This window comes from Rodentibacter sp. JRC1, assembly GCF_020521555.1.
Taxonomy (GTDB): domain Bacteria; phylum Pseudomonadota; class Gammaproteobacteria; order Enterobacterales; family Pasteurellaceae; genus Rodentibacter; species Rodentibacter abscessus.
Genome location: NZ_BPWA01000001.1, coordinates 790350 through 802523, shown reverse-complemented (window position 1 = coordinate 802523; position 12174 = coordinate 790350). Strand labels below are relative to the sequence as shown.

11 protein-coding genes are annotated in these 12174 nt (G+C 38.9%); 4 read left to right on the top strand and 7 right to left on the bottom strand.

Going from position 1 to position 12174, the window contains the following annotated elements; translation table 11 throughout:
• Positions 1-88 precede the first annotated feature (88 nt).
• From leuD to leuA, 4 genes are all read right to left on the bottom strand, one after another.
• Positions 89-691 (bottom strand): 3-isopropylmalate dehydratase small subunit, encoded by a 603-nt coding sequence (leuD, locus tag HEMROJRC1_RS03595; protein ID WP_226691662.1) that lies wholly within the window; start codon positions 689-691, stop codon positions 89-91.
• Between the two features lie 10 nt (positions 692-701).
• Positions 702-2111 carry a 3-isopropylmalate dehydratase large subunit gene (leuC, locus tag HEMROJRC1_RS03590; protein WP_226691661.1) on the bottom strand — a complete coding sequence of 470 codons (1410 nt, stop codon included), beginning with the start codon at positions 2109-2111 and terminating at the stop codon, positions 702-704.
• Positions 2112-2285: 174 nt separating this feature from the next.
• A complete protein-coding gene (gene leuB / locus HEMROJRC1_RS03585) occupies positions 2286-3362 on the bottom strand; it encodes a 3-isopropylmalate dehydrogenase (protein ID WP_226691660.1) in 1077 nt (358 codons plus the stop codon).
• 97 nt (positions 3363-3459) lie between these two features.
• Positions 3460-5007: a 2-isopropylmalate synthase gene (gene leuA / locus HEMROJRC1_RS03580; RefSeq protein WP_226691659.1), complete on the bottom strand. Its 1548-nt coding sequence runs from the start codon at positions 5005-5007 to the stop codon at positions 3460-3462.
• 744 nt (positions 5008-5751) lie between these two features.
• Here leuA and HEMROJRC1_RS03575 point away from each other — a divergent pair.
• A complete protein-coding gene (locus HEMROJRC1_RS03575; RefSeq protein ID WP_226691658.1) occupies positions 5752-6006 on the top strand; it encodes a hypothetical protein in 255 nt (84 codons plus the stop codon).
• A 352-nt stretch (positions 6007-6358) separates the two neighbouring features.
• On the opposite strand, the gene HEMROJRC1_RS03570 is transcribed toward HEMROJRC1_RS03575, so the two are convergent.
• From HEMROJRC1_RS03570 to HEMROJRC1_RS03560, 3 genes are all read right to left on the bottom strand, one after another.
• A complete protein-coding gene (locus HEMROJRC1_RS03570) occupies positions 6359-7318 on the bottom strand; it encodes a DNA-processing protein DprA (protein WP_226691657.1) in 960 nt (319 codons plus the stop codon).
• Positions 7319-7381: 63 nt separating this feature from the next.
• Positions 7382-8101 carry a hypothetical protein gene (locus HEMROJRC1_RS03565; protein WP_226691656.1) on the bottom strand — a complete coding sequence of 240 codons (720 nt, stop codon included), beginning with the start codon at positions 8099-8101 and terminating at the stop codon, positions 7382-7384.
• 11 nt (positions 8102-8112) lie between these two features.
• Positions 8113-9105 (bottom strand): HAD family hydrolase, encoded by a 993-nt coding sequence (locus HEMROJRC1_RS03560; RefSeq protein WP_226691655.1) that lies wholly within the window; start codon positions 9103-9105, stop codon positions 8113-8115.
• Between the two features lie 433 nt (positions 9106-9538).
• On the opposite strand from HEMROJRC1_RS03560, the gene dprA reads away from it, so the two are divergent.
• The 3 genes from dprA to HEMROJRC1_RS03545 are packed head-to-tail and all read left to right on the top strand — an operon-like array spanning position 9539 to position 12053.
• Positions 9539-10660 (top strand): DNA-processing protein DprA, encoded by a 1122-nt coding sequence (gene dprA, locus HEMROJRC1_RS03555; protein WP_226691654.1) that lies wholly within the window; start codon positions 9539-9541, stop codon positions 10658-10660.
• 42 nt (positions 10661-10702) lie between these two features.
• Positions 10703-11479: a peroxide stress protein YaaA gene (yaaA, locus tag HEMROJRC1_RS03550; RefSeq protein ID WP_226691653.1), complete on the top strand. Its 777-nt coding sequence runs from the start codon at positions 10703-10705 to the stop codon at positions 11477-11479.
• The gene (locus tag HEMROJRC1_RS03545) at positions 11472-12053 is read left to right on the top strand and encodes a hypothetical protein (protein ID WP_226691652.1); all 582 of its coding nucleotides are present in this window, start codon (positions 11472-11474) and stop codon (positions 12051-12053) included. The genes yaaA and HEMROJRC1_RS03545 overlap by 8 nt, the downstream gene beginning before the upstream one ends.
• Positions 12054-12174 lie beyond the last annotated feature (121 nt).

Below are 12174 nucleotides of genomic sequence, written 5' to 3'. Positions count from 1 at the left end.
TCAAATTAAAGATTGGATATAAATTCTCTTTGTGAAATAACGACATAATGCTGAAAACACTTTGTATTTTGACCGCACTTTGCTGTAATTAACGTAGAAACGTCGGAATGTTTTTCTCAAATTCGGCGATTTTATCTTCGTGCTGCAAAGTTAAGCCGATATTATCCAACCCCTCTAATAAACAGTGGCGGCGAAATTCGTCTAATTCAAAACGGTAGATTTTTTCCCCTACGGTTACCGTCATTGCTTCTAAATCCACATTAATCTGTTTACCTTCATTCGCCCATACCCATTGGAAGATTTCTTCCACTTCTTCTTCCGTTAAACGGATTGGCAACATATGGTTGTTTAAGCTGTTGTTATAGAAAATATCGGCGAAACTTGGTGCGATCATCACTTTGAAGCCATAATCCGCTAATGCCCAAGGTGCGTGTTCACGGGAAGAACCGCAACCCAGATTTTTACGTGCAAGTAGAATAGTTGCGCCCTGATATTGTGGAAAATTCAGTACAAATTCCGGATTTGGTTTTGTACCCTCCGCATCTAAATAACGCCATTCGTGAAATAAGTGCTTACCGAACCCCACACGGGTAATGGCTTGCAAAAATTGTTTTGGAATAATTGCATCGGTGTCCACATTTGCTGCATCTAATGGCACTACTAAGCCTGAAAGTTGTTTAAATCCTGCCATCTTTTGCTCCTTAATTTAATGTAATATCTCGAATATCGACAAATTTTCCGTACATCGCTGCCGCCGCTGCCATTGCCGGGCTGACTAAGTGGGTACGTCCGTTGCGCCCTTGGCGACCTTCAAAATTTCGGTTAGAGGTGGAGGCACAACGCTCCCATTCGCCGAGGCGGTCGTCATTCATACCTAAACACATTGAGCAGCCCGGATTGCGCCATTCGGCACCGGCTTCAATAAAGATTTTATCTAATCCCTCTTTTTCCGCTTGCTCTTTTACTAAGCCCGAACCCGGTACGACTAAAATCCGTTTTACATTGTCGGCTTTCTTACGACCTTTCATCACGGCCGCCGCTGCACGTAAATCTTCAATGCGTGAATTGGTGCAAGAACCGATAAACACCTGATCAACGACAATGTTTTTTAGATCTGTGCCCGGTTCTAAGCCGATATAATGTAAGGCCTTTTCTGCAGAAGCACGTTGTACCGGATCAGTCATTTCTACAGGATTCGGTACTTTTTGAGTAATGGCGATAACTTGACCCGGATTCGTCCCCCAAGTAACTTGTGGGGCAATCTCTTTTGCCTCAAGAGTAACGACTGTGTCAAAATGGGCGTCATCGTCAGATTTCAAGGTTTTCCAATATTCAACCGCATCATCCCAGTCTTTACCTTTTGGTGCATACGGACGATCTTTTAAGTAAGCAAAAGTCGTTTCATCCGGTGCGATCAAACCCGCCTTCGCCCCCATTTCAATCGCCATATTACAAACGGTCATACGCCCTTCCATGGAAAGATCACGGATCGCTTCACCGCAAAATTCGACAACGTGACCTGTTCCCCCCGCCATAGTCGTTTTACCGATAATGGCAAGAATAATATCTTTCGCCGTAATTCCCGGCGCTACTTTGCCACGCACTTCGATCTTCATACTTTTCGCACGAGTTTGTTTTAGGGTTTGTGTGGCTAGAACGTGTTCGACTTCAGAGGTACCGATCCCAAAGGCTAATGCGCCGAATGCGCCGTGGGTTGCGGTGTGTGAATCGCCACAAACAATCGTCATTCCCGGTAGTGTTAAGCCCTGCTCAGGGCCCATTACGTGCACGATCCCTTGTTCTTTGGTATTCATATCGAATAATCGGATACCGGTTGCTTTGGTGTTTTTCTCTAGTTCCAATACTTGAATTTTCGCTTGACCTTGCAATTTATTTACATCACGTACTTGGGTTGAAATACTGTGATCCATCGTACCGAAAGTTTTGCCGATTTGACGCACCTGACGCCCCGCCACCCGTAAGCCGTCAAACGCCTGTGGTGAAGTGACTTCATGGATAAGATGACGGTTAATGTAAAGAATCGGTGTTTCGCCTTCGGCTTCATAGACGACGTGTGAGTCGAACAATTTTTCGTAAAGTGTTTTTGCCATAATATTTTTCTCAATTCGTTAGGATTAGGAAAAGTGCGGTTGAAAAACGTTTTAAATTTTAGATGCAATCACTTAAAACGATTGCGATGTCTAAAGACTCCGTTGGACGACAGCAATGTTCAAAATCTAAAGATTTTTGACCGCACTTGGGGGGGAATTTCTTCCTGCCGATAATTAAATCGCTTCTGTAATCAATGTCCCCATTTCCGCAGTAGAAATCGGTGTGGAATCATCTGCCAAATCGCCTGTACGATGACCGGCTGAAAGCACGCTTTGTACCGCATTTTCAATCGCATCCGCCGCTTCATTTAAGTTAAAGCTGTAACGCAACATCATCGCAGCGGAAAGAATTTGGGCGATTGGGTTGGCAATACCTTTGCCTGCAATATCCGGTGCAGAACCGCCGGCAGGCTCGTATAAACCGAAGCCCTCTTCATTCAAACTTGCAGAAGGCAGCATTCCCATTGAACCGGTAATCATCGCCGCTTCATCGGAAATAATATCACCGAAAATGTTAGAGCAGAGTAGCACATCGAAAGATTCCGGTGCTTTGATTAATTGCATTGTTGCATTGTCGATATACATATTTTCAACCGTTACTTCAGGGTATTCTTTGGCGATTTCCGCCACGGTTTCACGCCATAAAATAGAGCTTTGCAATACATTGGCTTTATCGACGGATGTGACGTGCTTACGGCGTTTCATCGCCGCCTCGAATGCAGCACGAGCAATGCGTTCGATTTCATATTTGTAATACACTTCCGTATCGAAAGCTTTAGTTTGCGCACCTTCGCCATCACGGCCTTTGGGCTGACCGAAATAAATGCCTCCGGTGAGTTCACGCACCACCACCATATCAAAGCCTTTTGCCGCAATATCCGCACGCAATGGGCAGAATTTTTCCAAGCCTTTGTAAAGGGTTGCTGGGCGAAGATTGCAGAACAATTTAAAATGTTTACGTAATGGTAATAATGCGCCGCGTTCAGGTTGTTGATCCGGTGGAAGGTTTGTCCATTTCGGGCCACCGACCGAACCGAATAAAATAGCATCCGCTTCTTCACAACCTTTTAAGGTTTCCGGCGGCAGTGGGCTGCCACAGTGATCAATCGCTGCACCACCCACATAAAATTCATTGAAATGTAATTTAAAACCAAACTTTTTTTGGACTTTGTTTAAGACTTTGATCGCTTCCGCCATCACTTCCGGACCGATACCGTCACCCGGTAAGACTGCGACATTGTATGATTTCATGTTTATTTTCCTATTTGTTTTTATTTAAAGTTGGTGCGTTACGGCTTCGCCTAACGGCACCCTACAATAATTTGTGCAACTGCTACACAATGGTGGATTAATGGCTTTTATGGCTCTTAATATCCGCCACTTTGTGAGCCCGATAAATGGCATTAATGGCATGCACCAAGGCTAAGGCAGATGATTCCACAATATCTGTCGCTAATCCTACTCCATGGAATTTACGACCTTCGTGTTCGACTACAATATCCACCTGACCAAGTGCTTCTGCCCCTTCGCCTTTGGCGGTTAAGTTATAATGAGACATTTTGATTTCAAGCCCGGTTAAATTCAAAATCGCATTGTAAACCGCATCCACAGGCCCGTTACCGCCGATAGAAGACGTGCTTAACTTCTCACCGTCTAATTCTAACTGAACGAATGCCGTTGCCGGATATTCTTTGGTGGAGTGAGCGGAGAGTTTATCAAGCACTAAACGATCTTCATCACCTTGTTGCATATCAATAAATGCCAAGGCTTCTAAGTCATAATCAAACACTTGCCCTTTCTTATCCGCCAATTTTAAGAAGGCATCGTACAATTTATCTAAATCATAATCCTGTTCGGTGTAGCCCATATCACTCATATGACCTTTCACCGCAGCACGACCGGAACGGGCGGTTAAGTTTAATTTTTCTTTTTTCAAGCCGATGGTTTCCGGCGACATAATTTCGTAGGTATTTTTGTTTTTCAACATACCGTCTTGGTGAATACCGGAAGAATGGGCGAAAGCATTAGAACCGACGATAGCTTTGTTCGGTTGAATCGGCATATTGCAAAGTTGGCTCACCATTTGACTAACACGATGAATTTCTTGGGTATTGATTCTTGTATCCACACCGAACAATTCTTGACGGGTTTTGATCGCCATCACTACTTCTTCCAACGCCGTATTGCCGGCACGTTCACCGATACCGTTAATAGTACATTCAATTTGGCGTGCGCCGTTTTGTACTGCGGTTAAAGAATTTGCCGTCGCCATGCCTAAATCATTATGGCAATGTACAGAAATCACGGCTTTGTCGATATTCGGCACGCAGTTACGCACCTGTGCGATAATGTTGCCATATTCCGTTGGTAAACAATAACCTACAGTATCAGGAATGTTCACCGTGGTGGCGCCGGCATTGATCGCCGCTTCCACGATGCGACAGATATTGTCGATCCCCGTGCGACCTGCATCTTCACAGGAAAATTCCACATCATCCGTATAATTGCGCGCACGTTTTACCGCCGCCACCGCCATTTCAACCACATCATCGAAAGTGCGCTTTAATTTGGTTTCCACATGCAATGCAGAACTGGCAATAAAGGTATGAATACGAAAGGCTTCAGCTACTTTTAAAGCTTCATAAGCCGCATCAATATCTTTCTCCACGGCACGGGATAATGCGGCAACGCGTGAATTTTTGATATGGCGTGCGATAGTTTGAACGGATTCAAAATCCCCTTGGGAAGAAACAGGAAACCCCACTTCCATGACATCTACCCCCAAACGCTCTAATGCCAATGCAATTTGCAATTTTTCTTTGACGGTTAAACTGGCTTTCAATGCTTGCTCGCCGTCACGTAAGGTGGTGTCGAAAATAATTACGCGATCTGTCATAACAATGTCCTTAATGTTCTCAATATTCTTCTAAAAAACCACTTGAAAAGTGCGGTCACAAAATCTTTAGATTTTGAGCGTTGGCTTATGTAGCAGTTGTACAAAAGAGAATTTTATATTCAATATTTATTGGGTATAGGGTGTGTTAGCCGCAGGCGTAACGCACCTTTTTTCAATAAATTTCATTACGATGCGGTGCGTTACGGCTTCGCCTAACGGCACCCTACAAAAATTTGTGCAACGGGTACATAATCCCATATTTTTTAATAAAAAAAACCGCATCTTCTAGAGGTGCGGTTAAAAGGAGGATTTACATATAATGGTTGTTTTTCATCCACAGGCTAGCCGCACAAAGAATATGTGAGCAGCAGTTTGAGGGATAAAGAAACAGAAAAAAACATAAAAATCCTATTAAAATTCGGTGTAAACGCTTGTTATATTACGAATAAACAAAAGACTGTCAAATGCTTTTTTAGTGTTTTATTCCTGAATTTTGGTTTATTACAAAGTTAATTTGGAGTATTAATCTGTTATTTCTGTTATATTTGGTTTATTAGTCTGTGTGTGGTGGTTTAAACACGTTTTTTATCTATCTTTTATATGTTTAGAAGAGTATGAAAAAATCTTGAGTTTTCTTTATTTTTTAGCACTAATCTGCTTTCCGGTATATATTTTCTTATTTAAGAAAACCTAAATTATTGCGTATAATGCCCCTCCCGATTTTTGTTAAAAAAAGGAAAGATTATGATGAAAAAGTTTATGCTAATGGGAGTGTTGGGATTAGGGCTGACAGCCTGTTTGAGTACAACACCGCAATCTTCGCAGGTGAGTTCTCAAAATCCACAATATATCCCTGCTACGCCGGAGCAAAATGCAAAGATTGTCGAAGCGATCAACAAAAACAAAGGGGCGATTTTAGAACAACTGAATAAAGCTGCAAAAGAGCAAATAGAAGGTAAAACCTTTGAAGTGCCAATGCCGGCTCAAACCAATCAATAAGGAAGAAACCTATGTGATGATCTTCTTAGTTAATGCCGAAAAAGCAAAGTCTACCGCTAAAAGTGCGGTCAAAAATAGGGTTATTTTCATTATTTCTCCTCAACCATACGATAAAGAAAACAACCTTTTTCATTTCCGCTTACATAAGCCTGCTGAGTAAGTTGCTTTTTCTAAATCTTTGTTTACCCCATTACCTAATAAACCATAGAGAGCACCAAGTTGAACTTGAGCATTAAATCGCTTTATCATTGAAGGTGATCATGAGTGACCACCTTTAATTGAAATGGGTATTTATACAAAATAGGGGATATCTCTCTTTTTGTAAAATTTTTTAGAAAATTGATTGGTTTATCTAAAATAGCGATGATTGTTGTTCTTGAGAAATGAATAAATGTTGGGTTGTTTGTGACGCATTTTGAGGATCGATAACAATGACATTATTATCTTCTTTAATGATTTGTCGGTTTAAATCAAACTTTGGATTGTTTTTGTTTTTATTGTGGTACATTACCCCTCTTAATAAGCCATATTCTTTTGCTTTTTCCATAGCGTGTCGAGAGCCACTATCTATTTTCATTTCTTTAGGATCAATACTATCAGGTTTATAACTTGCAGTGAGAATAACTGCATTACTAAATAATGCCTGTAGGCGATCACGTTTAATAAAACGTCCATTGGCTTCTAACTTGCTTTTTGGTTGATCATAATATTCAGTAATGAGCAAACTCCCATTTTCAGCCATATAATTAGCTAATGGAATACATTCTTTGGGAATAATATCATTTAAAGGGCTTGGTAAAATACCAATCGTACTGCCGCCTGCTTTTAATGACTGATGATGTGCAATCCTATCACAACCTAAAGCTAATCCACTTACAATTACTGCATTTTTTTCAACTAAAGTCGTAACCATTTTTCGTTCATCCTGCTCAATTTCTGGGGTTGGACTAAGTACACCAATAACTGCAATATTATAATTCTCTAGAGAAAGTAATTCTAAATTTCCTTTATAAAATAAAACAGTTGGTCGATCAGAGGCCTTTACATTACCACGATAAGCCGGAAAATTATCATCTCCTAACGCCACTACGCCATCGCAATTTTCGCCAAGTTTTAAAATTTTTTGTTCAATATTCTCACGAATATTTAGAAAAATTTCTTCTGTAACTTTTTCATCTGCTGTTTTTTGTAATAATTCAACAATGACTTCATAAGGTTGCACTTGTTCTAGATGATTATAAACCCAAGCATCACCAATACCTTTAAAAGTCTTAGCAGTTAGAATATTTAAGGCATTATTAGTATATTTCATTTAGTTGTTCCTTCTCATAATGGAAATTATCATTCAAGCAAAATTCATTGCTAGCTTATGTAATTAGATGAGGTTATCTATGTCCTCCTCTGTTGCATAGTTATTCCAGTTGAGTTCATTACTAGTTTGTTTACTTGAAGTAGTAATGCCATCTGAGGAGTGCCAAGTTTTTCCTATGGCAAAGAATACAACAGTTTTAGCTCCTTTATCCAGCAAGGCTTGAATGCAATCTTCATCAATATTCGCAGTTTTAGTATAAATATCATCAATTAAGATAATATTTTTTCCAAAAACTTCGTTATCTATATAGCAAGTATCCTTAGTAATTCCTACATAAGGCATATCTCCTTTTCCACCATATCCTGATTTATTTAAGTGTGTTGTTCTTGTATCCGTATGTCTTGTTATCCAGTGTACTCCATTAACTACTTTAGTTATTGGATTAGCTAGCTCATTTACGACATCATTAATACTTGAACTAAATAATTGCTGTTGATTAGAATATGTATTTTTTGCTTTAGAACGAGGAACGACACAAATTGCAATATCTCCTTCCTGTTCAATTTTGGAAGCTATTTCTATAATTTCGTCTTTTAGTCCTTCTTTCAGTTCCGTACAAGCCTTATGTAATTGCGAAATAGGAATGTTGTTGAAATCATTTTTTAATGATAAAAGATATTCTAATGTGCCTCTTGAATCTCCTTTGTGATAATAAAATTCTCTAAAATATCCCTGTATAATACGGCTAAGGTAGTTGTTAGGGAAAATTAAAAATTCTTTCATAAATTTCCTCTCTATAAATTACGTTGTGTTACAGTATTAAACCTTGTTGAGTAATTTACTGTATATCTCATTTCATAGTCGATCATTTCTCCCCACTTGCCCTTGGAGTTATATATTTCCCTCCTCCACTCGTATTCAGGTATATTTCTATCTATGGTAGTTGTAGTACAACCTCCAAACACAAAATTTAAATTTATATTATCAATAACTTTTATATCTTCAATATCAATAGGATAATTTATAATCTGCGTAAACCCATCAATACTTTCCTCAGGTTCAGAAAGAAAAATATCAATAAATATATTATCTTCCATAAATTCAACATTAGCGTTAAACATATCATCAATAATAATTGCTTTACTATTATCTATACATAATAAATCTATAATTTCCTTATATTGAGCAATTTTATAGTTATTAATATTTGGATAATATTGGAAAGATTTAATTTTCTGATTAATTTCTTCGCTGTAAAATGAGAAATTATCAAATAAACTTGTTAAGTTAAAGTGATTTAACATTTCATAAGCTCTAAAATATCTAGATTGAGTCACTAAATATAGTTTGCAGCCTAGATTTTTGTATTTTTTTAAAATATTTATTAGGTAGTTATTTGGATATAGTTCGTTTAAATATTTTTTGTATAGTTTTTCTTTTTCTTCAATTACATTGTTTATATAAAAATTAATATCCGTTATATCAATATCAAATATACCAGTCTTCGTTGTATCAATAGACGTTGCATTTAGTATTTCTTCGAGAATATCCCTTATATCATGTCTAGTTAAGCGTTTTGATGTCTGTGTTTGTAAGTAATCTTCACAAACAGATAATTTATAGTTAAGTTTTTTTTGATTGTTTATTAGTAGTTTATGCAGAGCATCTAAATAGGCAAATGTATTTGCCCGATCGCTAAAAATAAGCGTATTATCAAGATCAACAAAAAAAACATTGTTTTGATCAAACTCAAATTCATCTAGGTAGCAAGGAGTATTTATATTCATTTATAAAAATCTCATAAAAACAAAACCCACCTATTGAAAAAAAAAAAACGATTGTGTCAAGCTATTAAATGTTGATTTTTGAAAATTTTTTAAGGAAAAATGATGAAAAAAATGTGTTTTCGGTTTGTGGTGAAAGGTTGGTTGAAAATTGAGCTGGAATACAGTGTGGAAACGAGGGATTTTTAAGGCGGGTAGGGTGTGTTAGACGTCAGGCGTAACGCTCCGTGAAATGTTGATTGGGGTTATGGTGCGTTACGGTTTCGTCTAACGCGACTCTGCGAACCACAAAAAAACTGAAATATTGATTGGTAATGTTGTGTTACGTTTATTGCTGATTTTTGCGATCCCGCTCGTAAAAGTGCGGTGAAAAACTCGCGTATTTGGCTATTTATTCCATAATCGGGGTATTTATTTATATGGGAGGATAAAAAGAATGGAAAGTATAGATGAAACCTTGCTCCGCTTAATGCAAGTGCCAAGGCTTGGTGGTGTGGCGATTGATAAAATTTTATCGAACGTTACGTTAAATGAATTGTTGAACTACGATAAAGAAGCCTTTGAACAAATGGGGTGGGGGGCGATTCAAATCCGTCGTTGGTTTAAGCCGGAAAGAAAATTTATCGATCCTGTGTTGTCGTGGGCGGAAGAAGAGGGGAATCATTTGGTAAATTATTTTTCGCCTTTTTATCCTTATTTGTTAAAACAAATTGTGAGTTTTCCGCCTTTATTGTTTGTAAAAGGGAATATTACGGCGATTTCTCAGCGGCAAATGGCAATGGTGGGTAGCCGTTATTGCACCTCTTACGGTGAATACTGGGCGAAATATTTTGCGACTGAATTGTCGCTTGCCGGTTTTACCATTACAAGCGGATTAGCACTTGGTATTGATGGCTATTGCCACAAGGCGGTGGTGGATATAAAAGGACAAACTATTGCGGTGTTAGGCAGCGGGCTTGAGGAAATTTATCCGGCGAAACATCGATCATTGGCGGAGCAAATTTTGTGGAATGATGGGGCGTTGATCTCGGAATTTATGCCTCATCAGCCACCGGTTGCGGCAAATTTTCCACGCAGAAATCGCATTATCAGCGGGCTTTCGGTGGGAACCTTGGTGATTGAAGCGACTGAAAAAAGCGGTTCGCTTATTACGGCACGTTATGCGCTAGAGCAAAATCGTGAAATTTTTGCTGTGCCGGGGAGTGTTCAAAGTGAATTTAGTCAGGGTTGTCATCGTTTGATCAAGCAAGGGGCGATGTTGGTAGAGAATGTGAAGGATATTTTGGATACGTTTTATCAACATTCTATTCATAGCCAAACGGAAATCGATTTTGATCAAATTGAAACGGAAAATTATACACCGCCGCCGAATCCCCGCCGATTGGTGGAAGCACCAAGCCACCCGAAACTTTATGCGAGAATCGGCTATACGCCGGTCAGCATTGATGATTTGGCAGAGGAATTCGGTTTGCCGGTTGATGTGTTGCTGGTACAGCTATTGGATTTGGAATTACAAGATTTAATTTTGAGCGAAAACGGTCTTTATAAACGTGTGTAGAATTATGTTAGAATGGCGCGCGATTTTATATGAGGAGAAGCTATGCTTGCGATTATTTCCCCCGCAAAAACCTTAGACTTTGAAAGTGCGGTCAGAAAATTCCCTGTTTTTCAACCGCACTTAACGGATTATAGTGAACAATTAATTGAGATTTGCCGTCAATTTTCTCCGCAAGAGATTGCTTCTTTAATGTCGATCAGCGATAAACTGGCGGGCTTAAATGCAGCACGTTTTGCCGAATGGACAAAAGTACATAATGAACAAAATGCCCGTCCGGCGATTTTTGCCTTTAAAGGTGATGTTTATACCGGTTTGGAGGCGGATACGCTGTCTGATGAAGAGATTATGTTTTCGCAATCTCACCTTCGTATGCTTTCCGGTTTGTATGGTTTACTTCAGCCACTTGATTTAATGCAACCTTATCGTTTGGAAATGGGAACGAAATTGGCAAACGCTAAAGGTAAAGATCTTTATGCGTTCTGGGGAGATGTGATTACTCAGGCGGTACAACAATCTCTTGATGCGCAGGGTGATAATATCTTGGTGAATTTGGCTTCCGATGAATATTATAAATCGATAAAAGAGAGTCGTCTTAAAGCGCAAATTGTGAAACCTGTCTTTTTAGATAATAAAAACGGGAAGTATAAAGTCGTGAGTTTTTATGCGAAAAAAGCCCGTGGGTTAATGTGTCGCTATATTATCCGAAACCGTTTAACCCAGGTGGAACAATTAAAAGACTTTGATTTAGGCGGTTATTGGTTTGACAGTGTTTCCTCCACTGAAAAAGAATTGGTATTTAAACGGGATCACGATGAATAAAATTTTTGTTATTTTGACCGCACTTTTCCTTTCCGCTTGTGCAACCAAGCCAACACAACTTGATGTACCGGCAAAAATTAAACATCAAAATAAAACTTATCGATTGGCAACAGGGCAAGATTTGGGGACGGTGGCTCGCTATGTTTATGTGAGCAAGCCTGATACCTTAGCGAAATGGAAATCGCAAATTGAGCTTTTACTTGACCGCAATGCACAACATCGTTCCATTAAAGATCGCATTATTTTACGTGAACGCATATATCGAAATACGGGCGTAAAAGTATTTAAGTTGATGCCGATAAAAAATTCGCAAACGAAGAAAGATGAAGGATTGAGCGGTTATGTGGTTTATGCGCCTTCGGAAAATAATCCTTCGTGGCAGGTGAATGTGATGCTTGGAAAAGAAATACCAAGATGCGGTTTCGTACAATTTCAGTATTCACAGCAGGTTAAGAATAACCAACGGTTAAACGAAAAGAAAATCTTGCAACATTTGCAAAAATATTTGATTGCCAAAGAAATGAAAACATTGGATCAGATGGTATGGCAGTGGCGTTGCCGAAATTTAGAATAAAATTTTATCTAGATCAAAAGGCGGATAAATTTCTCAACTTTTTTCTAGAGCGACACCGATGAATAGTGTAATCTTAGCAGCATTTCTTATTTCTTAAAATTTAATACAAAGTAGGTTGTAT